We start from the raw sequence: 24,270 nt of genomic DNA on the forward strand, positions 1-24,270 counted from the left end.
GATCACGAATTGCCCATCATGCCGGAGTCCTCGTGCCGGAGGATGTGGCAGTGGTACATGTACGGCGTTGCCGGATCGGTGAACCCGCCGAACTGGACGGCGAGCCGTACCGTGCTCTTCGGCGGCACGAAGACGGTGTCCTTGTGGCCGCTCGCGTACACGGGCGGCTTCTCCCCGTCCACTTCGAGCACCTGGAACGCCACTTCGTGAATGTGGCACCGCCAAGGAGTGGCGGGCGACGGCGACGGCGATCACGCCGGACCTGCGCGAGCGGCTGAACAGCTGCGGCACCTGATCGCCGACGCCAAGGCGGCAGGCGTCGACCGGGTCAACCACGCCACCTACCAGACCGTTCTGGGCACGGCTCCTCCGCTGGCCGCGGTCATGGGACCCCGCGTCGCGCGACAGCGACGGCGTCACCGACTACGTCACCGAGGTGCACCACAGCCCTCATCGGGACGAGCTCGTTCAGGTGCTGGTCGCCGATGACCGCGCCATCCAGGCCGACCTGGCCGCCGAATTCGACCGGCGGCGGGCCGAGCAGTCCGAACAGCGGGCAGGACGCGGCACCGAGCCGGCGCGGCCGACGGCCAGGGCGGGCACCAGCGCCGCCCTGGTCGCCGAACTCCTCACCCTGGCCAAGCAGACCGCACGCCTGGTCAAGCGCTTCCCGCACCTGGTGCAGCTGGACGTCACGCAGCAGGCCGACGCCGCCGTCACCCTGGACGACCTGGACGTGTTCATGAAGTGGGCACGCCAGGTCACCGCCATCCGCGCGGTCGGCGTCCCCGCCCAGCGGCAGACCCCGCACCAGGCCCCGCACCAGGCCCCGCGGCAGGCACAGCGGCAGGCACAGCGTCGCGGGCGGCGCGAGAGCGTGACCACGTGATGACCGAGACGGCCGACAGCGTGAGGAGCAGCGGGGCGAGCGGCGGGGTGGAGGGCGGGATCGTCGGCTGTGGTCGTGGCGATGCCGGTCTCGGCGGCGGCGAGCCCTAGATCATGCTGGAGCAGCTCTTCCCTTCCTTGGTCGAGATTTGAGGCGGTTGTGAGGCGCGGCTCAGTGTCCGGTTTGCGGGCCGGGGCAGCCTTTGCAAGGGCTGTCTCGCCGCGACCTGGGCACCGGGCGCTTGGGCGGTGTGCTGAAAGGGAGGATGACGATGATGTCGCCGGGGAAGAGGAAGCCGGATCGGGTGAGTTGCATGTTCGCCGAGCAGCCGGACGGGAGTTACGTGACGTCCCTGCGGGGCCAGGCGGTGCTGCAGGAGCCGCTGCTGAACAAGGGCACGGCGTTCTCGCCGCAGGAGCGGGCCGAGCTGGGGCTGGACGGTCTGCTGCCGCCGATGGTGGAGTCGCTGGATGAGCAGGCGAGGCGAACGTATGCGCAGTATCGGGCGCAGCCGAGCGATCTGCTGAAGAACGTCTACCTGGAGGCGCTGCGGGACCGCAACGAGGTGCTGTACTACCGGCTGCTGAGTGATCATCTGTGCGAGATGCTGCCGATCGTGTACGACCCGACCGTCGGCGAGGCGATCAAAGCCTACAGCCATGAGTACCGCCGTCCCCGGGGCCTGTATCTGTCCATCGACGACGTCGACGGGATCGAACGGGCGTTCAAGAACATCGGGCTGGGCCCGGACGACGTCGATCTGATCGTGGCCTCCGACGCTGAGGAGATCTTGGGCATCGGCGATTGGGGGGTGGGCGGCGGCGCCGGCATCGCGGCCGGCAAGCTGGCCGTTTACACGGCCGCCGCGGGGATCGATCCCGGCCGGGTCGTTCCGATCGCTCTGGACGTGGGCACCGACAACGAGGCGCTGCTGAACGACCCGGCCTATGTCGGCAACCGGCATGCGCGGGTGCGGGGCAAGCACTACGACGACTTCATCGACGCCTACGTCACCACGGCCACCCGGATGTTCCCTGGCGCCCTCCTGCACTGGGAGGACTTCGGCCCGTCCAACGCACGCCGGATCCTGGAGAAGTACACCGGCCGGATCTGCACCTTCAACGACGACATGCAGGGCACCGGCGCGATCGTGCTGGCCGCCATGCTCAGCGCCGTCCAAGTGTCCGCCACGCCGATGCGTGAACAGCGGATCGTCATCTTCGGCGCGGGTACCGCCGGCATCGGCATCGCCGACCAACTGCGCGACGCGATGATCCGCGACGGCCTGGACCATGACACCGCCACCCGGCGGATCTGGCCGATCGACAAGCAGGGTCTGCTCACCGACGACATGAGCGACCTGTCCGACTTCCAGCAGTCGTACGCCCGCCCGCGCGACGAGGTCGCCGACTGGGCGCGGGACGAGCACGGCATCTCGCTGGCCGAGGTCGTCAAGCGGGTGAAGCCGACCATGCTGCTGGGCACCTCCACCGTCCACGGCGCGTTCACCGAGAAGATCGTGCGCACGATGGCGGCGGGCGTGGACCGTCCGATCATCTTCCCGATCTCCAACCCGACCGAGCGGATCGAGGCGATGCCGGCCGACCTGATCCGCTGGAGCGACGGCCGGGCTTTGATCGCCACCGGCATCCCGATCGAGCCGATCACCTACAACGGCGTCACCTACACCATCGCCCAGGCCAACAACGCCCTGCTCTACCCCGGGCTGGGGCTGGGCGTGGTGGTGGCGCGGGCCCGCCGGGTCAGTACCGGCATGTTCCAGGTGGCGGCTGAGGCCGTCGCCGGCATGGTCGACGTCTCGGCGCCGGGTGCGTCTCTGCTGCCTCAGGTGGACAACCTGCGCGTGGTCTCCGCCACCGTGGCGGTCGCGGTGGCCGACCAGGCCGCTGAGGAGCACCTGGCCCGCACCACTGTAGGTAACACCGTTCAGCAGGTGCAGGAAGCCATGTGGCAGCCCGCCTACCGCCCGATTCACGGGAACGGGAAGTGAGTCCGCCCCGCGTCCGCGACGTGCCGATCGGGCTGCGGGCCACCGGCACGCGGACCGAGAGCGACTCCCTGGGCGAGGTGGAGGTGCCGGCCGAGCATTACTGGGGCGCGCAGACCCAGCGGTCGCTGATCCACTTCGACATCGGCGACGATCGCATGCCCAAGGCCGTCTACCACGCCTACGGCCACATCAAGAAGGCCGCCGCGATCGTGAACGCCCGCGCCGGCCGGCTGCCCCAGTGGCAGGCCGACCTGATCAGCCGGGTCGCCGACGAGGTCATCCACGGCGAGCTGGACAGCGAGTTCCCGCTGTACGTCTGGCAGACCGGCTCAGGCACCCAGTCCAACATGAACGTCAACGAGGTGATCTCCAACCGGGCCATCCAACTCCTCGGCGGACGGCTGGGCAGCAAGGACCCGATCCACCCCAACGACCACGTCAACATGGGCCAGTCGTCCAACGACACCTTCATCACCGCCATGCACATCGCCGCCGCCGAGGCCATCGACGACCACGTGCTGCCCGCCGCGGCCCGGCTGCGCGAGGCCACCGAGGCCAAAAGCCGGGAGTGGGCGCACGAGGTCAAGATCGGGCGTACCCATCTGGAGGACGCGACCCCGCTGACCGTCGGCCAGGAGTGGTCCGGCTACGCCGCCCAGCTCGGCAACGCCTCCGACCACCTCGAGCGCACCCGCAGCGAGCTGTACCGGCTGGCCATCGGCGGCACAGCGGTCGGCACCGGGCTGAACGCACCGCCGGGGTTCGGTGACGAGGTGGCCAGGCAGATCTCCGAGCTCACCGGGCGGCCCTTCACCAGCGCGCCCAACACCTTCGCCGCCCAGGCCTCCTGCGACGAACTGGTGCGCGCCTCGGCGGCGCTGCGCGCCCTGGCCGTGCCGCTGTTCAAGTTCGCCAACGACCTGCGCTGGCTCGGCTCCGGGCCGCGTACCGGGCTGGGCGAGCTCATCTTGCCGGCCAACGAACCCGGTTCGTCGATCATGCCGGGCAAGGTCAACCCGACCCAGGCCGAGGCCATGCTGATGGTCGCCATCCAGGTGACCGGCAACGACACCGCCGTCTCGATGGCCGGCGCCGAGGGCAATTTCGAGCTGAACGCATTCCGCCCGGTCATCATCAAGAACGTCCTGCACTCGGCCCGCATCTTGGCCGACATGATGGACCACTTCCGCCGGTTCCTCATCGAAGGGACCCAGCTCAACACCGAAAGGCTGCACCACAACATCGATCATTCGATCATGATGGTGACCGCGCTCAGCCCCGTCGTCGGCTACGACCAGGCCGCCCGCATCGCCCACCACGCGCTCGACAAGGGCCTGACGCTCAAGGACGCAGCACTCCAATGCGGGGTCTCGCAGGACATCTATGACACGGTCGTCGACCCCGAACGCCTCACAAAGCCCGGAGTGCCCAGCCCGGATGGCAGAACCCGACGCTGAGCAGGTGGCCCACCGGACGCCACGTCCAGCCCAACACTCCTCAAACCACGAACCTGGCTCGTCCAAGCAGGTCCGTGGGGGGTGACTGGGTGGCGCTGGTCACCGATCCGAACTGCCCTCCTGAAATCCTTGGCGAGTTGGTTCATGACCCACGCGGAACAGTTCGCTGGGACATACCCTCACATCCGAACATCGATGCTCAAGTCCGTCTCGCGATAGTACGACCTCCCGACGTCGACCTGCGCCGCCTCCTCGCAGAAACAGACAACCTTGACCGCGAAACCGCCCAGCACCTCCTTGCCGATCCCGTCGATAAGGTGCGGGCCGCTCTGGCGGCCCGCACAAGCTATACCGACATCCCCGCTCGCCAGCCTTGCGGCCCTGCGCCGGTCCCTCCTGCGCCGCTCACCAGCACTTCAACGATGAGGTACAGGCTTAGTGGTCGAAAAGGCTGATCAAGCGCGCAGGAACTCCATGGCGCGCTTGTCAAGCTGCTGGGCCGAACGCAGCCCCCGGTTACGGAAGCGCGACAGGTCGCGCCGCATGTGGGTGATGGCCTTGCGGGTGCGGGCGGAGGCGACGCCGTCCATGCGGTCCATCGCCCGCCACCAGGTGGCGCAGGCGTGGTCGATGCTGCCCTGGGCGAGGAGGAGTTCCGCCTCGGCGACCAGGTCCAGGGCCACGATGCGGGCGTAGGTGGTGGCGGGGCGGCAGGCTGCTGCCCGGCCGTACTGCTCGGCTGCGTTGCGGAGGTCGCCGAGGGCCTGGAACACCTTGGCCGACCGGGACCACACCGTGCCCTCCGGCGGCCCCCACGCTTGGGCCCAGAACGGCAGATCCGCGTCCTGGCCCCGGGCAAGGAGATCATGCGCCCGCTGGGTCTCCTCGATCGCTTCGCGTCGCTGGCCGCTCGTGGCCAGGGTGTTGGCGTGCGTGATGCGGAACAGCGCCTCGGTGGCCGGATCCACCTTGCCCTTGGCGCAGCTCAGCGCGGTCGCGGCCAGGCCCTCACAGTGCTCGGGGCGATTCAGCTTCAGACCCTGCATGGCCATGGTGCGCATCACGAACGCATCCTGGCTGGTGACGCCGGATTCGACGGCCAGCTTGTAGGACCACAGGTAGTAGCGCTGGGCCAGCCCTTGCTGGCCGGCGTCGTAGGCTTTCCACCCGGCCAGGTGCACAGCTCGGGCGGCGGCCGAGAGCATCTGCTGGCGCACCTGATCGGTGCGGAAGCGGCCCCGGCACAGCGCGGCCACGTCATCGCACAGGTACTGGATCAGCGCGGTGCGGCCGTGCTGGCCGCCGTGGCGTTCGTCGATGTCGGTGAAGGCGGTCACCATGTCGCGCACGGCGGTGACCTCGGCCATGCCGACGGTCAGGCCGGTCCGCGCCGACGTTGTGCACGGTGATCGCTCGGTCTGCTACTGCCCGGCGTCGCCGGTGGTGGTGAGGGTGGCGTAGAAGGCCCGCACGTCCTCCACCAGCAGCCCGGGCGACTCGAGCGCCAGGTAGGCGCCGCCGCCGGCGAGCTCGGTCCATCGCACGATGTTGGCGTCACGCTCGGCGAAGCGGCGGATCGTGACGTCTTCCCTGGCCAGGAGCGCCCCGGTGGGGACCGTCACCCGCGGCTTGGGCGCGTAGGCGCCCGGGTCGTGGCGCACCTCGTAGTAGAGGTTGGCCACCGAGCCGGCGGTGGCGGTGAACCACATGACGCTCACGTCGGTCAGGATCCGGTCGCGGGTGAAGGCGTCCTCGGGCAGCTCGGCCGCCGAGTCGGTCCATTCCTTGAATTTCTCCACGATCCACGCGAGTTGCGCGACCGGCGAGTCGGTCAGGCCGTAGGAGATGGTCTGCGGCCGGGTGGACATGATCTGGTTGAAGCCGAGGCCGTCCTGCATGAAGGTCTGCATGATGCCCAGGCGCCGCTGTTCGTCGGCGGTGAACTCGGTCTCCTCCGGGGAGGGGAAGGCGACGTAGGCGTTGACGTGTACGCCGACCAGCCGCTCCGGCACCTGGCGGGCCAGCTCCAGCCCCAGGTTGGCGCCTCCTCCGCCGCCCTGCGTGCCGTACCGCTCGTAGCCGAGTCTGGACATCAGCTCGGCGAAGGCGGCAGCCGTGCGGGGGACCGTCCAGCCCGGCGAGGTGAGGTAGCCGGAGAAGCCGACCCCCGGGCAGGAGGGCACGACCAGGTGGAAGTGGCGCGACAGCGGTTCGAGGACGTCGAGGAATCCGATCACGCCGCCGGGGTTGTCGTGCAGGAGCAGCAGCGGCAGAGCGTCCTCGGAGCTGGAGCGGATGTGGAAGAAGTGGATGTTCTGCCCGTCGATCTCGGTGACGAACTGCGGGTGCTTGTTGTACTCGGCCTCGGCCGCCCGCCAGTCGAAGTCGTTGAGCCAGTAGTCGGCCAGTCCCTTGAGGTAGTCGAGCGGCACGCCCCGGCTCCAGCCCTGTCCGGCGATTTCGCGGGTCCATCGGGTGCGGCGGAGCCGTTCGTGCAGGTCATCGAGGTCGTTCTGGGCGATGTTCACGCTGAATGGCTTCATGTCCACGAGATTAGGCAAGGCCCGGCACGGCAGCATGAGTCATTCCATAGGTAATATCCGGACATATGCTTCGGGGACGTGCGCGCGAGTCGCGCACCATTGACGAGTTGCTCAGTGACGCACGAGCCAGCCGGAGCGGCGCGCTGGTCATCCTCGGCGAGCCGGGCATCGGCAAGACGGCCCTGCTGGATCACGCCGCGGCGGCCGGCGATGTGCAGGTCCTGCGGGCGACCGGCATCGAGGCGGAGGCGGAGTTGCCGTTCGCCTCGCTCCACCTGCTGTTCAGGTCGGCGCTCGGTCGTCTGGACCGCATCCCCGAGCGGCAGGCCGCCGCGCTGCGCGGCGCCTTCGGGCTCGGCCCGGCCGGTACGGGAGACCGGTTCCTGATCGGGCTGGCCGTCCTGTCGCTGCTCGCGGAACTGGCAGAGGACGGCCCGGTGCTGTGCCTGGTCGACGACGCGCAGTGGCTCGACAGCGCCTCGGCGGACGCGCTGGTCATAGCGGCCAGGCGACTGGCCGGTGAAGGGGTGGCGATGCTGCTGGCCGCCCGCACCGGGTTCACAGCGCCAGGCCTGCCGGTATTGGAACTGGCAGGCCTGGACGAAACGGCCTCGGGCGAGGTGCTCGACTCCGTCGCCCGCCCGCTGACCGCCGAGTTCCGGCAGCGGATCCTCGCCGAGGCCGCCGGAAACCCGCTCGCACTCCTGGAACTGCCGAAGTCCGGTGAAAGCCAGGGGGAACTCTCGCTCACCACCCGGCTGGAGGAGGCCTTCGCCCACCAGGTGGACGGGCTGTCCACGGCCGCGCGCGTCCTGCTCCAGGTCGCCGCCGCCGACGCCACCGCGGATTCCGCGATCATGCTGGCCGCAGGACGCGCGCTGGGCTGCGCCCCGGAACACCTGGAAGAGATCAGCGCGGCCGGTCTGATCCGTACGGCCGACGGTTCGCGGCTGGAGTTCCGTCATCCGCTGGTCCGGGCGGCTGTCTGGCAGCGGACGCCGCTGGCCCGGCGGCTGGCCGTCCATCACGCCCTCAGCTTTGTCCTGGAGGGTACGGCGGACGCCGACCGCAGTGCCTGGCACCTGGCCGCCGCCACGCTGACGGCCGATGAGCAGGTCGCGGCACGGTTGGAGGCGACCGCCGCCCGTGCCCACGCCCGCAGCGGCTACGCCGCGGCCGCCTCGGCCTACGAACGTGCCGCCACGCTGAGCCCCTCGGCCGACGAGCGCGCCCGCAGGCTCACCCTGGCGGCCGAGGCCACCGAATTCAGCGGCCGTTTCGATCGGGCCAGAACCTTGGCGCTCGGCGCCGGGAACCCCGGCGCCGAGCTGACTTCCCGCCTGATCCGCGTGCGGGCCTGCTCCGACTACGGCGAGGGGCACCTGCAGGGCGCGCACGCGATGCTGTCGGCCGGCGTGGACCACCTGGCCGCCACCGACCCGAGTTCGGCGGCCTGGCTGCTGCTGGATGCCGCCTCCATGATCTGGCTCGACGGCGACCGTGACATGGCCCACCGAACGGCCGAGCAGCTCGACGCGCTGCGGGTGCCGCCCGACGCCGACGTCGTCGCGGTCCACCAGCTGTGCCGCTGGTTCGTCGCGCTCGCCCTCGGTCGCCTCTCCGCCCGGCTGCCGCCGCTGGCCCAGGTGGTCGAGTCCGCTCGCGCCCAAGCCGGACCCGACCGCCGCGGACTGCTGCTGATCGGCGGGCTCGGCCTGGCCGACTACGACGCCCGCACCCACCAGCTCGCCCTGGCGGCCACCGCCACCATCCGCGCCGAGGGCCGCATCGGGCTGCTACCGCAGGCGCTGACCTTCCTGGGCCGCGTCGAGTACGCCCGCGGCCGCTACGCCGACGCGCGCGGCTTCGCCGAAGAGGCCGCCAGCATCGCCGCTGACACCGGGCAACCCGCCTGGTCACGTCTGGCCACCATCCTGCTGGACCAGCTCGCCGCCGTCCACGGAGACCCGCTCGACCCCGCGAGCGCCAACCCCGCCGCGCTCGCGCTCCTCGACCTCGGCCAGGGCCGCCCCGAGCAGGCCCTGCTCCGGGCGGAGGCACTCGTGTACGGCAAAGCCCGCAACAGAACCCCCGCCATGCACCTGGTACCCGACCTGGTCGAGGCCGCCGTGCGCAGCGGTAGGAACGCCCGCGCGGCCGAACCGTTCACCCGACTGGAGTCCTGGGCCGAGATGCTGCACCAGCGGTGGGCCGACGCGCTGGTCTCCCGCTGCCGTGCCCTGCTGTCCACCACCCCGGACGCCGACGCGCACTTCCGTGCCGCGCTCGCCGCGCACGAACGGCCCTTCGACCGCGCCCGCACCGAACTGCTGTACGGCGAATGGCTGCGCAGGGCCCGCCAAACCAGCGACGCGCAAGAGCACCTGCGGGCCGCACTGGAGGCGTTCGAGTGGCTCGGCGCGCGCCCCTGGGCCGAGCGGGCACGCACGGAGCTGGACGCGACCGGCTGGAGCACCCAGCGCAACACCGGTGCCGACCGCTTCGCCCAGCTCACCCCGCAGGAACGACAGATCGTTCACCTGGCCGCCCAAGGGCTGTCGAACAAGGACATCGCCGCGCATCTGTTCCTGAGCCCGAGAACCGTGGGGCAACACCTCTACAAGGCCTTCCCGAAGCTCGGCGTCACCGCACGCACCCAGCTCGCGAAGCTCACCCTCAGCGACTGACAGCCCTCCACGAGCAGACGAGCGCGGGCCGTCCGCACCCGACCTTGGACTTCGACTCCGGGGGCGAGGAACCACGGGACAGTCATTGGCGGTACGGGCTGTTCGAGCAGGTCAGGGCGGTGCACGACCATCCGTGTTGACCGGCCTTGCACCGCCACCGAATCAGATCACCCATGATGGTGATCCGTTTCGGATCAGGTCGTAAGTTCCGTCTTCAAAGCAGTCCGGGCACGCGGCCTGCATCTTGAGTGGTCTATAGTCACGCCGCGTGGGACTAATCTTCAACGCTGTGGGCGGCGAACTCCCGCTGGTGCAACGGGTGTGGTCGGCGAGCTGTAATGCCACGACCAGTTTTAACTCGGCGGCCAAAGCCTCATCCATGATCGCGTTTGCGCGGGGCGATGACGGATTGACGGTGCACGTGCGCGGACCGGAGACGAGGGGCACATCGCTGACTTGCCCGGAGGGCTGGGAGTTTTTCGGCGTGGAGTTTCGGCTTGGTGCTTACCTACCGCTGTACCCGCCCACCGGTCTGACCGACCTCAGGGATGCGTTGTTGCCGACCCTGCCGGGCGGCCGGATCTTGTTGGACAACCGGGACTGGGAGATGCCGACCGAACAGAACATCGACGTCTTCGTCGACCGGCTGGTGCGCGCAGGTTTGTTGTACTTTGACCCTCTCGTCGACGAGATCCGGCACGGCGAACGGCCACGCGCCATGTCGGAACGGATCGCGCAGATCCGATTCCGCCGGGCCGTCGGGATCTCACACCGCAAGCTCGCCAGCATCGAGCAGGCACGGCACGCCGCGCAACTCCTCAGGGCGGGGAGATCGATCGCCGACGTGGTCACCGCCGGTGGCTATTACGATCAGTCGCAGCTCGCGCGGGCGATGCGGTGGGCGACCGGTCACACCCCGGGCGAGTTGAGGTCCGGTATCCCGTTTCTGGCGTTGTGATACGGGTTCGGTTCGATACAAGACGGACCGAACAGCCGGATGGTTGACTCCCGGGCGTGCGAAAACTGATCGAATACGACTACCTCTCGATCGATGGGAAAATGTCCGGCGACGCCTGGTGGACCGGGCAGGTGAAGGTCGCCTCCAACGACAACCACTTCGCCTATCAGCTCCGGCCGCTGTCCTCGGCGGTCGGACTCGTGCTCGGCCGGGTGGCCTATGAGAGCTTTGCCCAAACCTGGCCGACCATGACCGGCGATGTCGCAGACAAGATCAACTCCTTAACCCAAGCGCGTCGCCTCCACCACGCTGACCGAGACCACGTGGAACGCGGAGGTACTGGCCGGCGATGCGGTCGAGGCGGTCGCCCAGCTCAAGGAGGCCAGCGACGGCACATTGGTGAAGTATGGCAACGGCCCGTTCAGCCGGGCGCTGGTCGAGGCAGGTCTGCTCGACGAGCTGCATCTGAGCATCTCCCCATTCGTCGCTGGATCCGGTGAGTCGCTGCTGTCCGGCATCCGTACTACCGCCATGGACCTGACGAAAGTAACCGAGCTCGGTAACGGCGCAGTGGTGCTGACCTATATGCCGAGCCGGTAGACAGCGACGAGGGGAATCGACATGACTCAAGGTGCATACGCCTCAGTGAACGGCATCGACCTCTACTACGAGGTTCTGGGCGCCGATCAGCCCGGTCCGCCGCTGATCATGCTGCACGGCGGCGCGTACACGTTCCATCTGAGCTTCGACTCGCTGCTGCCAGCGTTGACCGCTGAGCGGAAGGTGATCGGTGTCGAGTTGCAGGGGCACGGGCACACCGCCGACAGCGACCGGTCGTTCTCCATCCGGCAGTGCGCCGAGGACGTGATCGCGCTGCTCGATCATCTCGGCGTCGAGCGGGCCGACTTGTTCGGCTACAGCCTGGGCGGGCTGGTCTCCACTGAGGTCGCCATCTCGGCCCCGGATCGGGTCGGCCGGGTCGTGCTGGCGGCCTCGCATTTCCGGTCGACCCGATCCGAGGCGTATTACCCCGAGATCACGGCGTTGGAGCTGGATTCGCCTCGGATGCCGACCGAGGAGGAGTCCACGGCGATGAAACGCGCCTACGACGAGGTGGCGCCGAATCCCGAGGACTTCTTCCCGTTCGTGGTGAAGATCCAGCCGGCAGTGCACGATTTCGAAGGGTGGACCGACGAACAGCTGGCCAGGCTGACGATGCCGGTCTTGATCATCATCGGCGACACCGACTTCGTCCGGCTCGAGCACAGCGTCGAGATGAAGCAGCTGCTGCCGAACGCGCAACTAGCGATCCTGCCGGGCACGAAGCACCTGCAGGTCATCCGGCCCGACCTGGTGCTGCCGATGGTCACCGCGTTCCTGCGCCAGTGATCAGAGCCAGGCAGGTGCGCCACGGCTGGAGCTGGGCCGGTTTGGTGGACACCTGATCTCTGGGAACCCTGGTTCCCGGAAGAAGGAATCTGCTGTGCCGAACAACTATCCGCCGGAGTCCCACCAGCAGATGGTGGAGCTGGTGCGCGCGGGACGGACGCCGGGGGAGCTGACCAAGGAGTTCCAGCCCTCCGCGCAGTCGATCCGTACCTGGGTGCGCCAGGCCGACCTGGATGACGGCCGCCGCCAGGACGGCTCAACCAGCGCCGAGAAGGAGGAACTGACCCGGCTGCGCCGCGAGAACAAGATTCTCCGCGAGGAGAATCCCCCACCTAAGACCCCGACGGCTACGATCATACTTTCGATCATCGCCCAGGGGTGACGCTAGCGTCCGGCGAACCTGAAGCTGAGTGACTTACCCCAGCTAAAGCAGGACTCTCGGGCACGCGCAAGCAAGTGACAAACTGAGTGACATCGCGGATGAAAACCCCCGCTCACCCAGGCATGACCCTGCACACTGCCCAGGGCTCTGACCACCTAGAAGGGACTGTACGGCCACTGGCTCTGGCACGAATCCGGTGGTGACGGTGAGTTAGGAGACTAGGATCATCTGTCTGAGCAGCGGGAATCCAGCGCGGTCATACATAGTCCTCTTGATCAACTTCGTCTTGGTGTTGACGCCTTCCATGGGGCCATTGCCGTAGGGCAGGGTGAGCCCGGCGATGACGGCATCGATGTCCTTTTCCAGGCCGTTGGTGTAGCTGTGGAGGGTGGGGAGGTCGTCGGTGCGAACCTGTTGGATCCAGGCGGGCAGGTTGTGGCCGTGTCGCTCGGTGAGGATGTCGGCGAATTCGCGGACCCGCGTGGCGAGGGCGGTCAGGTCCCGATCCAGTCGAGCAGGGGCCGCGTGGACGTACGCGGATCGGTGAGGTCAGTTGTGGTCCATGGTGATGAGGACACAACCCTGCTTGCGGCCGGAATCGACGCGCCGGTGCGCCTCGGCGGCCTCCGTGAGCGGGTGGCGCCCGTCGATGACGGGCCTCATCTGGCCGGCCTCGGTGATCTCGGTGAGGAAACGCAGGTCCGTGGCCTTGTCGGTGTTGCGGCGCAGGCCGGTGAAGGCGATGGCCGCCCGCTTGTCGCCGAACAGTCGCGTCCGGAACGACTGCAGGAAGATGCCGGGCGAGGGGTTGGTGCAGAGATAGACGCCGCCGCTCTTCAGCACGCGCCTGCTGCGGGAGAACGTGCTCTTGCCGGCGGCGTCGAAGACGACGTCGTAGGTACGGCCGGGGCGGGTGAAGTCGTCCTTGGTGTAGTCGATGACCTCGTCGGCGCCCAGCCCTTTGACCAGGTCCAGCTTGGCGGTGCTGCACACCCCGGTGACCCGCGCCCCGAAGTGCTTGGCGAGCTGCACCGCGGCCGCGCCGACGCTGCCCGCCGCGCCGTTGATGAGGATCTCCTGGCCCTCCCGTAAGCGTGCGTTGTCCCGGAGGAAGGGCAGGGCCGTCAGCACACCGTCCAGTACGGCGACGGCCTCGGCGTAGTCGAGGCCGGCCGGCATGACCGCCAGCGCCCCGTCCTCGCCGACGCGGACGTACTCGGCGTGGGCGCCCAAGGCCGGACCCGTGTCACCGAAGACTCGATCGCCCACCGAGAAGCGGGTCACGTCCTTGCCGACCTCCACGATCTCCCCGGCGAACTCGCCGCCCAGCGTCTTGGCCTTCGGTTTGACGGGACCGGTGAACAGCCGCGCCAAGAAGGGTTCGCCGGCGCGGAAGGTGGTGTCGCTCGCCGTCACCACCGTGGCGTGGATCTTCACCAGCACGTCCTTGTCGCCGGGAGCGGGGGCGGGCACGTCCTCGACGCTCAGTACCTCGGGGGTGCCGTACTTGCGGTAGGTCACTGCCTTCATGGGGTGTCCTTTCTCAGGGGAGTTCGCTGTCGGGATACTGAAAGACCTCTTCGAGCGGTACGCCGAACACCCGGGCCAGTTGGAAGGCCATTTCCAGCGAGGGTGAGTAACGCCCCTGCTCGATGGCGATGATCGTCTGCCGGGTGACGCCGACGCGGGCGGCCAGATCCGCCTGGGTCATCTCGCCGCAGGTGAACCGCAGGTAGCGCAGCGAGTTGGTGATCTTGGTGGGCTTGGGCATGGTCAGAAACCCCGGCGGTAGGCCACGATCTTGACGATCGAGGAGACCAGCGCGTCCAGCACGAAGGCCAGATAGAGCGCGTTGGCGATCCAGAAGTGCGCCACCCCCGCCAGGGTCAGCAGGAACGCCCCGCCGACGCCTGTCGCCAGGACGAAATATCCGGTCTGCGTGGCGTACCGGAGGATGCCGGCGTCCCGTTCGTCGCTGTGCCGCGCCTCCTTGGGCGCGCCGATCAGCATGGTGGTCAGCATGTTCGCGACGAAGCCCGCTCCGATGGCGATCAGCAGCGGCCGCGCGTAGGAGATCTGCGTGACGTCGGTGCCGGCCAGCCGCCCGAACACGATCACCGCATAGATCGCCGGCACCACGAACGCGACCGCCGCGTAGATCCAGGCCCGCTTCTCTTCGTACGACATCTCGGCCCCCGTGTACAGAATCTTTGACATGTCCCAAAGTAAAAGACAGCGGACACGATGTCAACGATTCTTAACATCGAAAGGCTTCAGCGCACCTTGCGGAGTCTGCAGGCGAAGCACTTGTACGCCTGCTGGCCGGAGAGGTTGTCGTAGAACCGGTCGTCCAGGAGGGTGTTGGCCGCCTCGTACCGGGGATCGCCGAAGATGTCCCCCACCCTCTGCGCGGGCCCGAACGTGTTGGGCAGGAAGATCGTGTCGGGCCGGATGCCGGGCTCGATGAGGACCGTGCCGGTCACCGCGCCGCGCGGGCTCTCGACCAGCACCGGGTCACCGTTGGCGAGTCCGTGCCGGTCGGCGGTGGCGGGGTGGATCTGGACGAGGCGAATGCCGTTGAGCTGTTCGCCGGTATAGGTCCAGTGCGTCACGCCGGCGAAATGCGCGACGCTCGGGCGCCCGGTCATGCCCATCAGCGGATACTGCCGGTGCACCGTCCCGTCGGCGGGCGTGCCGAGCCGTACCGGATGGGTGAGCGCCTGAGGGTTGACCGGATTGGCGATGAAGGCGGCGTCATAGGTGAGCGTCGGGTTCCCGCCCGTCACCTCCGGGTGGGTGAAGAAGATGGGCAGCGCGTGGTGGCCGCTGGGCACGAGCCTGCTCTCCAGCTCGGGCGTGAAGATCTCCGCCTTGCCACTGGGGGTGAGGAAGCGCTTGCCGGCGTTGCCGGGGTCGAGCGAGCGGGCGGCCTGATACCAGGAGGGGTGGTCGAGGTAGAGGGTGCTCACGCCCGGGTGGCCGGCGGAGGGGCACGGCCAGCGCAGCGGCTCGGTACGGGCGCGCATGCGTTCCATCGTCATGCCCCCGGCGCCGGGCGTGTTGGCCACGAAGGTGGCCCACAACTTCTTGTAGTCGTTCCATTCGAGGGGGAACGCGTCCGCCCAGTAGGACGGTGGGTGGCGCCGGTCGTTGCGGGCGAGCGCGTGCGCCAGCCCGATGAAGATCTCGGTGTCGGAACGTGACTGCCCCACCCTGGGCACGGCGGCGTCCTGCCAGCGGATGGCGCGGTCGTCGCGGCGCATGTAGACGCCCTCGAACTCCAGCCCGGCGCACACGGGCAGGATGACGTCGGCGTAGTAGGCGGCCTCCTCCATGAACAGGCCGGTGTAGACGTAGAAGGGCAGCGTCTCGAAGGCCCGCCGGACCTTGGCCGTGTTGGCCGAGCTGATCAGGGGGTTGCCTTCGGTCATCACGGCCTTGAGGCGGTACGGCCGCCCGCTGATGACGGCCTCCGCGAACGCGTCGGGCCCGACGGGGAGAGCCGGCCCCGGGTCGGGGACGCCGGTCTTCAGCGGCGGCAGCCCGAGCCCGCCCGGCCAGGTGTTGTGCATGAAGTTGCAGCCGCCGCCGGGCACGCCCACGTTGCCGGTGATCGCGGCCAGCATCGCGATGGCCCGGTAGGTGTCGAAGGCGCCGAGCTGGTGGGAGATGCCGGCGTTGCAGAAGATCGCGGCCGGTTTCGCCGTGGCGTACTCCCTGGCGATTCTGCGGATCGTGGCGGCCGGAACGCCGGTCACGCCGGCGGCCCACTCCGGCGTGTAGCCCTTGGCGGCCACGTGCTCGCGAAGCTCGTCGAACCCGAGCACCCACCGGTCGACGAAGGCGCGGTCGTAGAGCCCTTGGCCGATGACCTCGTGCAGCATTCCGAGGATCAGGGCGAAGTCGGTGTGCGGCTTGGGGGCGAGCCACTCGTCGGCGAGCGCTCCCGTGGGCGTCCGCCGGGGGTCCACCACGATCAGCCGGGCCCGGGTACGCTGCCGGGCCCGCAACAGGTACGCGAAGGTGACCGGGTGCGTCTCGGCCTGGTTGGTGCCGAGCATCAGCAGATAGCGCGCGGCTCCGAGGTCCTCCTTGCCGGTCGCGGGGTCGACGCCGTATCCGTTGGTGAAGTTGCCCAGCCCGAACGTGGCCGCCAGCGCGTTGCCTCCCGCATCGTTGCAGACAGGGCCGACGTCCGTGTCGTTCGGGCTGCCCAGCAGGCTGAACAGCCGGTGCGCGAGTGCGCCGGCTCCGCGCGGCATGCGTCCCGTGGTGCGGTTGGCGATCGCCCGCGCCTCGCCCTGGTCCCGGAGCGCCAGGAAGCGCCGGGCGATGAGGTCGAGTGCCGTGTCCCAGGTCACCGGCTCGAACTGGGAGCCGGGGTCCCCCTTCGCCCCGCCGGTGCGGCGCAGGGGGGTGGTGAGCCGCAGCGGGTTGTAGGTGAGCTGCGCCATCATCGGCGCCTTGACGCACAGGTTGCCGTCCTGGACGGGGTCCGACCGCTCACCGCGTACGTCGATGACCCGGCCGGCCTTCATCCGGATCTCCAACCGGCAGTCGCAGTTGCAGAACTGGCAGGCGCCCGCCACGGTCTTGTCCGGCCGCAGGGCGGCGGACCCCTCCACGAAATCGGGCATCGAGGGGCCGGACGCGGCCTGCGCGGCGTACGGCACGAGTGTCGGCAACGTGCCCGCGACCGCTCCCGTCCCGCCGAGGACGGCCCCCCGCAAGATCGACCGGCGTGAGACTGGTTCCTTCATCGCACGTCCTTCAGACGAGAGGGGCGGTCGTTCAGCAGGCGCCGTTGCAGCCGCAGATCTGTGCCGATGGTTCGGGCGCGGCGAGACGGTACGCGGGTTGCGGGTAGGCCGGTTGGAACGCGCGCTCGCCGCCGCACCGCTCGACCTCGGCGGCGGCGACCTCGGTGGCCGCCCGGACGGCGGCGGCGATGGCGTCGTCCAGTTGGGTCGGTGCGCATGCGATGCGGGCGTTGATACATGCCTCCGCCTCGGCGAGCGGCCCCGGGGCAGGACCGTCCGCGACGGGTGCTCCGCCGCTGGAGATCAGGCTGAACCTGGAGAGTACGCCCGGCGCCCGCAGGGTGATCTTCGCGTGCCCGATCGCCCAGCCCTCGTCCTGGGCGGCCTTGGACAGGTGTTCCAGCAGTGTCCGTGCCCAGAGGTCGCCGTCGAAGCCTCCGGGGGCGCGCACGATGAGGGTCTGGTTCAGCCAGGCGAGCGCGGCCTCGGCCCTGGCGTAGCGGTTGTAGTCGATCTCCACGTTGCGCGGTGCGGCCGTCTGGCTCATCCAGGTCTTGATGAGCTGGTCCATGCCCCTTCCGGACTTCGCCGAGTAGCCGGCCACCGTCGCGGACGGATATCTGATGTGCAGCTCGTCCAGCGCGGCCTGGGTCGTCTCCGCGTCGAGCAGGTCGATCTTGTTCAGGGCGATCACGTCGGCCTCTTCGAGCTGCTTGGCGAAAAGGTAGGAGAGATCGGCGTTCCCGTTGTTCGACGACAGGGCCGCGAGCCGTTCGGCGTCGACGACGGTCATGAGCGAACCGGCGGTGAAACGGTCTCCGTAGTATCTCCGCAGCGGCCGGAGTACGGTCGCCTGCAGGTCGGCGCAGCTTCCCACCGCCTCGGCCAGCAGCGTCCCGACACCGTGGTCGTTGATCAGATCCATGGCCACCTTGACGAGATCGTCGAAGCGGCAGCAGAAGCAGCCGCCGGTGACCTCTCCCGTCTCGGCGGCGGATCGCGCCAGTTGCGTGTCGACGAGTTCGGTGCCCTGATCATTCGTGATCACCGCCACCCGCCGGCCGTCTTCTCGTAGGCGTCTCGCGGTCTCGAGGAGCGTGGTGGTCTTGCCGGCCCCGAGAAAGCCGCTGATTGTCATGAATTCAATCATCGCCTGCCGCCTCACTAACCGATGCTTTTGTCGCACAATAACGACGTGAACCGCGGCCGATCAAGCCGTTCAATTAAGCGCCGATCTAATTAAACGACGGTCTAAGAAATGCCACGAGAGCCCTCCCACGCGAGCGCGGCGGTTTCGGCCTGCCGGTCGAGCAGCATCGACAGATCGGCCAGCCTCGCGGCCACCGCCTTGTAATGGATCCAGGTGCCCTGGCGCCGGCTTTCGACCAGGCCCGCCTTGCGCAGGACCTTCAGATGGTGGGAGATCGTCGGTGCCGCGAGTTCGAAGGCCTTCGTCAGGTCACAAACGCAGGGCTCGCCATAGGCGACGATCATCGACAGCAGTTCCAGTCGTACGGGGTCGCCCAGTGCCCTGAACATTTCGGCGAGGTCTGCCGCCTCGTGGCCGGTCAGCGGCCGGATCGGGGTGGCGGTGGGACAAATCAGAGTGACATCGGACTCCAGCACCACATCAGAGTGCCAGCCGGCCTTTGCCCCGACAAGCCGCAGACCGGCCGGCGGTCAAACAAAATTCGAAATCCGTCTATACATGATCGTTCACGGAGTGGAAATTGCCTGTTAATCGAAGCGCCTTTTATCGTCGGCGGCACGTCCAGTGGATCGGAGGCGTCCCGTGACCGTGGTGATCTTCATTCTTCTCGCCGGTCTGGCGGCCGCGAACGGCGGCAACGATGTGTCCAAAGGAGTGGCGACGCTCGGCGGAGCGGGGGTCGTGAGCTATCGCACTGCGGTCGTCTGGGGGACGGTCGCCACGCTGGCCGGCTCTCTGTGCTCTCTGGTCCTGGCCGAACGCATGACCGCGCTGTTCTCGAAGGGCATCGTCAGCGCGCCCGCGACCGATCAGTTCGCCTTCGCGGTCCTCTTGGGGACGGCGAGCTGGATCGCGTTCGCCACGCTGGCCCGGCTGCCGGTCTCCACCACTCAGGCCCTGGTCGGCGCGCTGATCGGCGCGGGGTTGCTGCTGACCTCGTCAGGATCGAGTGTGCACTTCGAGGTGCTGGGCACCAAGGTCGTGCTGCCGATGCTCGCCAGCGTCCTGGTCGCGTACACGCTGTCGGCGCTGCTCAAGCAGGTCCGGCGCCACGTCGCGAAGGAGCATCGATGCACGTGCGCCGGCGATGACACCCCAGACGGCTCGTACGGTTCAGGCACCGCCGTTCTCACCGAATGCGCGGTCCACCGCGACCGGGCGGCACGCGGGTCGAGAGTGGTGACGGCCGCGCACTGGCTGTCCAGCGGCGCCGCGAGTTTCGCCCGCGGGCTGAACGACACCCCCAAGATCGTCGCGATCGGGACGTTCTCCCTGATACCGGCGGGCATGACGATCACGCAGGTCCTTCTGACCGTGGCCCTGGCCATGGCCGCGGGATCGATGGTCGGCGGGCTCCGGGTGGCCCGGCGCCTGGGAGAGGACGTGGTGAAGATGTCGCACGGCGAGGGCATGACGGCGAACGTCACCACGGCGGTGCTGGTCGGCTTCGGGGCCGGGGCGGGCCTGCCGATGTCCACGACGCAGGTCTCCACCGGCGCGATCGCCGGGATCGCGGGGCACGAGGTCGGGCGGCTCAACCTCCGCTCCCTGCGCGACTTCCTGATCGCCTGGACGGCGACGCCCCTGGTCGCCGCGGGCATCGCCGCCCTGGCCTTCTTACTGGTGAGCTGAGCCGCCGCCGGGGGCGCCCGCGGTATTCAGGCCGGCAGCCGGCCGAGGCGGCGGTTCAGGGCCGCGACGCCCACCGCCAGTTCCTCCACCGCGATCGACAGAGCCGGGCGGAGTCGCACCGATCGGGAGCCGCACGGCAGCACCAGAACGTTCTCTTCCGCGCGAAGCGAGGCGACCAACAGGTCCCTGCGGCCACCGTCCGGCAGGTCGAAGGCGCACATCAGCCCTCTCCCCCGCACATTCGACACCAGGCCGGGATGGTGGCCGCGCAGCGTTTCGAGCTGACCGAGCAGCCAGGAGCCGACCGAGCCGGCGCGCTCGATCAGCTCGTCACGCTCGATGATCTCCAGGATCCGGCGGGAGCGGACCATGTCGGCCAGCCCACCGCCCCAGGTCGAACTGATCCGCCCGCCGACCGCGAAGACGTTGTCCGGCACCTCGTCCACGCGCCGGCCCGCCATGATCCCGCCGAGCTGCGCCTTCTTGCCGAAGGCCACCACGTCGGGCTCCAGCCCGAGCTGCTGGTACGCCCAGGGCGAGCCGGTCATGCCGACGCCGGTCTGCACTTCGTCGAGGACGAGAAGCGCGTCCCAGTCGCGGCAGAGCCGCTGCATGGCCAGCAGGAACTCCGGTCTCATGTGATTGTCGCCGCCTTCGCCCTGGATCGGCTCGGCGATGAAGCAGGCGATGTCGTGCCCGTGCCTGGCGAAGGCCGCCTCCGCCTGGTCGAGAGCACGGCGCTCGGCGGCGACGATGGCGTCCAGGTGCTCCGCGACGGGGAACGTCACGGTGGGAGTGGCCACGCGGGGCCAGTCGAAGAGCGGGAAACGCTCGGTGATCGCCGGGTTCGTGTTGGTCAGGGAGAGGGCGTATCCGCTGCGGCCGTGAAACGCCATCGTCAGATGGAGTGCTTTCTTGCCCAGGCCGGCCGGACGGCCATGCGACTCGTTATGGCGGCTTTTCCAGTCGAAGGCGCACTTGAGCGCATTTTCGACGGCGAGGGCGCCTCCTTCCACGAAGAACAGGTGCGGCAGCGCCGGATCTCCGAGCACCCGCGCGAACGTGTCGACCAAATGCGCGAAGTGTTCCGTATAGAGGTCGGAATTGCTGGGCTTGTTGACGGCGGCTTCCGCGAGCAGTCCCATGAACGCGTCGTCGCCCACGATGCCGGGCGGGTTGATCCCGAGCGGCGCGGACGCGAAGAACGTGAAGAGATCGAGGTATCGGTCGCCGGTGACCGCGTCGACCAGCCACGATCCCCGGCTGCGGCACAGGTCCAGCGTTATGGGAAGGCCGTCCGTCAATATGTGGCGGGCGAGTCTACGCCGGATGAGACTGTCATTCAACGCTGCTCCTTTCGACGCTCGACGCTGCCGACATTAACGCCATCGGCACGTCCGCGGGACGAAGTCGAACAGGCGCCCGCGGGTAAACTATTGAACCCCCGATAAATGGCGAAGGGCATTACCATGGCACCCTTCTATAAGGTCTTTGATCTGCCTCCGGCCGCCCCGTCCGTCCTGACCGAGTTCGAGACCCTGCCGCTGGATCCGTACACGGGCGGAAGGCAGCGCAGCAGACGGTTCGCGCAATACCGCATCCGGTTCGACGCCCGGACGCGCGGCTGGAGGCTGGAGCTGCTGCCCCATCGGCCGTTCCTGCAGCCGCCCACGGTCAACACCTTGGTCGGCGGCCTGCCGCGAAAGCTCGAAGCCCTGAGAATCGACCCTTCGCCGCAGATCGACGCCGCGGCCGGTCAGATCGGGCTGGACGAAGGGCATGACTGGCACATCAACGTCCACCAGTGCCGCGTCAAGGTCGGGCCCGGCGTCGCCGGCGTGTCGGTGCCCGAGGGCCCGCACCGCGACGGCCACGACTACGCGATGCTCGCCGTCTTCGCACGGCACAACATCTCGGGTGGCGAGAACCAGTTGATGCCGCTCGGCGGCGGCGAACCGTTCTTCCGCGTGACGCTGCAGCCGAACCAGGCGCTGGCCTTCGACGACACGGCCATGTGGCACACGGCGACCGACCTCGAATCGCTGGACGGCGGCTTCGGGCACCGCGACCTGTGGATCGTGGTGTTCAACCGCTGGGACCGCAGGAAATACGGAGAGGAATACGAGGCGCAGGCCGTCGCGGGAAGCACCGTCACGGGAAGCACCGTCACGGGAAGCGCCGTCACGGGAAGCGCCGCCGCGGGAAGCGCCGCCTCATGACGCGTCCGCAGACTCGTGCCGTCCAGGCCTGGGCGCCTCCCCCGCCGGCGTCGCGCCCGCTGGCCGTTCCGCTCTACCAGACCTCGACCTTCGCCTTCGAAGATCCTGACGCGTGCGCGGAAGGGCTCCATCACCCGGACCGCGGTTACACCTACAGCAGGCACTCCAACCCCACCACCAGAGCGCTCGAAACCACGGTGGCCGACCTCGAAGGCGGCGCGGCGGCGCTCGCGGCCGGCTCCGGAATGGGCGCGATCAACGCGGTCCTGCTGGCTTTGTTGAGTCCCGGCGACCATCTCATCGCGCAACGGCGGCTGTACGGAGGAACCGGCAGCGTGCTCACGCGCCTGGCGGAGCGCTTCGGCATCGCCGTCACGCGCGTCTCCTGCGCCGATCCGGGCGAGCTGACCGCCGCGGTCCGGCCGGAGACGAAACTCCTCTATCTGGAGACGATCGCCAACCCGACGACCGAGGTCGCCGACCTGCCGAGGCTGCTGGCGGCGGGCCGCGCGGCCGGATTGACCTGCGTGGTGGACAACACCTTCGCCACGCCGATCCTGTGCCGTCCGATCGAGCACGGCGCCGACGTGGTCGTCCACTCCGCGACGAAATACCTCGGCGGCCACGACGACGTGGTCGCCGGGCTGGCGGTCTTCGGCGATCGGGAGCTGTACCGGCGGGTGTGGCGGTTCGCGGTGGACCTGGGCACGGTGGTGGATCCGTTCGCGTCCTGGCTGGTGCTGCGCGGGCTGAAGACGCTCGCGCTGCGCGTGGAGCGGCACTGTGAGAACGCCGGCCGCCTGGCGCGCATGCTGGCCGGGCACCCCCAGGTCACGCGCGTGCTCTGGCCGGGGCTGCCCGGGCATCCGAGCCACGACCTGGCCGGGCGGATCCTCGACGGCTACGGCGGCATCCTGTCGTTCGACCTGGCGGAAGGTCTTCCCGGAGCCCGCCGGTTCCTCACGCGGTTGCGGTGCGCGGAGCTGGCCACGTCCCTGGGCGGCCCGCGGACCCTGGTGCTGCACCCCGCGACGACGTCGCACCGGGAGCTCGACGGCGCGGGGTTGCTCGCCGCCGGCATCGGCCAGGGCACCGTCCGTGTGTCCGCCGGCCTGGAGCACCACGAAGACCTGCTGTCCGACTTCACCCAGGCGCTGAAGGCATAGCCGCCACGAGGGATTCGCCCAGCGAGGTGCGCCGGTAGAGGACCCGGTAGCCCGCACGCGACCGGTCGACGAGCCCGGCCTGGTGGAGAATCGCCAGGTGATCGCCCACCGCGCCGACGGAGAGGCTCAGCCCGGCGGCGAGCTGGCTGGTGGTGGTGGGCTCACGCAGCTCGTGCAGCAGCCGGGCGCGCGTTCTTCCCATGAGCCTGGCCAGCGCGGACGCCCGGTCTCCGCCCTCGGAGGCGAAGGCGGAGCGGTGCCCGGCCGGGTAGACGAGCGTGCAGGGCCACGGGTCGTCGGCATAGACGGCCAGGCCGGGCCAGACGAAGGCGCTCGGCACGAGAAGCAGGCCACGCGACGGCGTGAGCCGCTGATCGGGCGCGCATCGTGCCAGCTCGATGCCGCCCTGCTGCCAGCGGATGCGCGGATGCAGATCGTTCAGGGTCTTCGCCCATCCGGCTCGTCCGAGCATCGCGCCGTGCGCGGTGACGTCCCGCTCATAGGCGGAGCGGATGCGCGGCCAGTCGGGAGCGAGGAGGCGCTCCCACGCGTGCTCGAGCGCATCGACGACCAGACTCACGATCTCCGCGCTTGCCAGCATGCCGCGGACGCCGGAATCCGTGACAGGACGCGTCCGCGAACAGCGTCTGATCTCCTCGCGTGCCAGCGTCAGCGGCGTGGCCCGGACGGCCGCCAGGTCGTCGGCGAAGGTCTGGGCCATGCTGTGCGGCGGCGGCGTGATGAAGCTCGCGTTGTACGCGCCGCCCTGCAGCGCGAGCAGCACGCCGAAGCCCGCGTCCCTCCGGAGTTCGTCGTACACGGGCGTCAACCGGCGTATCCAGCTCTGGGCGGGATAGCCGCGGGACATGCCGCTGAGCACCCGCAGCACACCCATCAGCTCGAACAGCGGCGACACGGCGAACCGGCTCGTGGCCAGTTCCTCCGACGACAGCTCTATCCTCATCGC

The 24,270-nt window shown here is 68.9% G+C and carries 22 protein-coding genes and 1 pseudogene; 11 read left to right on the forward strand and 12 right to left on the reverse strand.

Annotation, left to right across the window (positions count from 1 at the left end):
• Positions 1-2: 2 nt before the first annotated feature.
• On the reverse strand, positions 3-203 hold the full coding sequence (locus C4V41_RS57050) for a multicopper oxidase domain-containing protein (RefSeq protein ID WP_235031034.1): 201 nt from the start codon (positions 201-203) through the stop codon (positions 3-5).
• 233 nt (positions 204-436) lie between these two features.
• Between C4V41_RS57050 and C4V41_RS57055 the strand changes: the two genes are divergently transcribed.
• The 3 genes from C4V41_RS57055 (at position 437) to fumC (ending at position 4,357) form a co-directional block, all read left to right on the forward strand.
• Positions 437-889: a hypothetical protein gene (locus C4V41_RS57055; protein ID WP_146104218.1), complete on the forward strand. Its 453-nt coding sequence runs from the start codon at positions 437-439 to the stop codon at positions 887-889.
• 313 nt (positions 890-1,202) lie between these two features.
• Positions 1,203-2,900, forward strand: a complete 1,698-nt coding sequence (locus C4V41_RS57060; RefSeq protein ID WP_200824970.1) for an NAD-dependent malic enzyme — start codon at positions 1,203-1,205, stop codon at positions 2,898-2,900.
• Positions 2,897-4,357: a class II fumarate hydratase gene (gene fumC / locus C4V41_RS57065; protein WP_103964436.1), complete on the forward strand. Its 1,461-nt coding sequence runs from the start codon at positions 2,897-2,899 to the stop codon at positions 4,355-4,357. The genes C4V41_RS57060 and fumC overlap by 4 nt, the downstream gene beginning before the upstream one ends.
• Positions 4,358-4,812: 455 nt before the next feature.
• On the opposite strand, the gene C4V41_RS57070 is transcribed toward fumC, so the two are convergent.
• Together C4V41_RS57070 and C4V41_RS57075 are read right to left on the reverse strand one after the other, a co-directional pair.
• Entirely contained in the window at positions 4,813-5,724 is a 912-nt protein-coding gene (locus tag C4V41_RS57070; protein ID WP_103964437.1) for a hypothetical protein, read from the reverse strand.
• A gap of 54 nt (positions 5,725-5,778) precedes the next feature.
• The gene (locus tag C4V41_RS57075) at positions 5,779-6,900 is read right to left on the reverse strand and encodes an epoxide hydrolase family protein (protein ID WP_200824971.1); all 1,122 of its coding nucleotides are present in this window, start codon (positions 6,898-6,900) and stop codon (positions 5,779-5,781) included.
• Between the two features lie 65 nt (positions 6,901-6,965).
• Between C4V41_RS57075 and C4V41_RS57080 the strand changes: the two genes are divergently transcribed.
• From C4V41_RS57080 to C4V41_RS57100, 5 genes are all read left to right on the forward strand, one after another.
• Positions 6,966-9,587: an ATP-binding protein gene (locus C4V41_RS57080; RefSeq protein ID WP_103964439.1), complete on the forward strand. Its 2,622-nt coding sequence runs from the start codon at positions 6,966-6,968 to the stop codon at positions 9,585-9,587.
• Between the two features lie 268 nt (positions 9,588-9,855).
• On the forward strand, positions 9,856-10,545 hold the full coding sequence (locus C4V41_RS57085) for a helix-turn-helix domain-containing protein (RefSeq protein WP_146104219.1): 690 nt from the start codon (positions 9,856-9,858) through the stop codon (positions 10,543-10,545).
• Positions 10,546-10,884: 339 nt separating this feature from the next.
• Positions 10,885-11,145 (forward strand): dihydrofolate reductase family protein, encoded by a 261-nt coding sequence (locus tag C4V41_RS57090; RefSeq protein ID WP_268808939.1) that lies wholly within the window; start codon positions 10,885-10,887, stop codon positions 11,143-11,145.
• Positions 11,146-11,190: 45 nt separating this feature from the next.
• Positions 11,191-11,934: an alpha/beta fold hydrolase gene (locus C4V41_RS57095; RefSeq protein ID WP_103964442.1), complete on the forward strand. Its 744-nt coding sequence runs from the start codon at positions 11,191-11,193 to the stop codon at positions 11,932-11,934.
• A gap of 94 nt (positions 11,935-12,028) precedes the next feature.
• Complete coding sequence (locus C4V41_RS57100; RefSeq protein ID WP_103964443.1) at positions 12,029-12,316, forward strand: transposase; 288 nt, start codon at positions 12,029-12,031, stop codon at positions 12,314-12,316.
• 210 nt (positions 12,317-12,526) lie between these two features.
• Here the strand turns inward: C4V41_RS57100 and C4V41_RS57105 are convergent.
• The 7 genes and pseudogenes from C4V41_RS57105 to C4V41_RS57135 form a co-directional block, all read right to left on the reverse strand.
• A pseudogene (locus C4V41_RS57105) lies at positions 12,527-12,817 on the reverse strand (transposase); the annotation flags it as partial.
• Between the two features lie 48 nt (positions 12,818-12,865).
• Positions 12,866-13,846: an NAD(P)-dependent alcohol dehydrogenase gene (locus C4V41_RS57110; RefSeq protein ID WP_103964445.1), complete on the reverse strand. Its 981-nt coding sequence runs from the start codon at positions 13,844-13,846 to the stop codon at positions 12,866-12,868.
• A gap of 13 nt (positions 13,847-13,859) precedes the next feature.
• Positions 13,860-14,087, reverse strand: a complete 228-nt coding sequence (locus C4V41_RS57115) for a helix-turn-helix transcriptional regulator (protein WP_103964446.1) — start codon at positions 14,085-14,087, stop codon at positions 13,860-13,862.
• A 2-nt stretch (positions 14,088-14,089) separates the two neighbouring features.
• Positions 14,090-14,533 (reverse strand): hypothetical protein, encoded by a 444-nt coding sequence (locus C4V41_RS57120; protein ID WP_103964447.1) that lies wholly within the window; start codon positions 14,531-14,533, stop codon positions 14,090-14,092.
• A 56-nt stretch (positions 14,534-14,589) separates the two neighbouring features.
• Entirely contained in the window at positions 14,590-17,076 is a 2,487-nt protein-coding gene (locus C4V41_RS57125; RefSeq protein ID WP_103964448.1) for a molybdopterin-containing oxidoreductase family protein, read from the reverse strand.
• A 31-nt stretch (positions 17,077-17,107) separates the two neighbouring features.
• Positions 17,108-18,214, reverse strand: a complete 1,107-nt coding sequence (locus tag C4V41_RS57130; protein ID WP_200824972.1) for a GTP-binding protein — start codon at positions 18,212-18,214, stop codon at positions 17,108-17,110.
• A gap of 113 nt (positions 18,215-18,327) precedes the next feature.
• A complete protein-coding gene (locus tag C4V41_RS57135) occupies positions 18,328-18,702 on the reverse strand; it encodes an ArsR/SmtB family transcription factor (protein ID WP_235031036.1) in 375 nt (124 codons plus the stop codon).
• A 166-nt stretch (positions 18,703-18,868) separates the two neighbouring features.
• Here C4V41_RS57135 and C4V41_RS57140 point away from each other — a divergent pair, with 166 nt between their 5' ends.
• Entirely contained in the window at positions 18,869-19,918 is a 1,050-nt protein-coding gene (locus C4V41_RS57140; protein ID WP_160150761.1) for an inorganic phosphate transporter, read from the forward strand.
• Between the two features lie 26 nt (positions 19,919-19,944).
• Here C4V41_RS57140 and lat read toward each other — a convergent pair whose 3' ends face one another.
• Positions 19,945-21,264 (reverse strand): L-lysine 6-transaminase, encoded by a 1,320-nt coding sequence (gene lat / locus C4V41_RS57145; protein ID WP_103964451.1) that lies wholly within the window; start codon positions 21,262-21,264, stop codon positions 19,945-19,947.
• A 123-nt stretch (positions 21,265-21,387) separates the two neighbouring features.
• On the opposite strand from lat, the gene C4V41_RS57150 reads away from it, so the two are divergent.
• Together C4V41_RS57150 and C4V41_RS57155 are read left to right on the forward strand one after the other, a co-directional pair.
• Positions 21,388-22,137 carry a 2OG-Fe dioxygenase family protein gene (locus C4V41_RS57150; RefSeq protein ID WP_103964472.1) on the forward strand — a complete coding sequence of 250 codons (750 nt, stop codon included), beginning with the start codon at positions 21,388-21,390 and terminating at the stop codon, positions 22,135-22,137.
• Positions 22,134-23,303 carry a trans-sulfuration enzyme family protein gene (locus C4V41_RS57155; RefSeq protein WP_103964452.1) on the forward strand — a complete coding sequence of 390 codons (1,170 nt, stop codon included), beginning with the start codon at positions 22,134-22,136 and terminating at the stop codon, positions 23,301-23,303. Before C4V41_RS57150 ends, C4V41_RS57155 begins: the two co-directional genes overlap by 4 nt.
• Here the strand turns inward: C4V41_RS57155 and C4V41_RS57160 are convergent.
• The gene (locus C4V41_RS57160; protein WP_103964453.1) at positions 23,281-24,267 is read right to left on the reverse strand and encodes an ArsR/SmtB family transcription factor; all 987 of its coding nucleotides are present in this window, start codon (positions 24,265-24,267) and stop codon (positions 23,281-23,283) included. The two genes, C4V41_RS57155 and C4V41_RS57160, sit on opposite strands and share 23 nt — an antisense overlap.
• Positions 24,268-24,270: the final 3 nt, after the last annotated feature.

Origin of the sequence: Nonomuraea solani (assembly GCF_900108335.1) — a bacterium.
Taxonomy (GTDB): domain Bacteria; phylum Actinomycetota; class Actinomycetes; order Streptosporangiales; family Streptosporangiaceae; genus Nonomuraea; species Nonomuraea solani.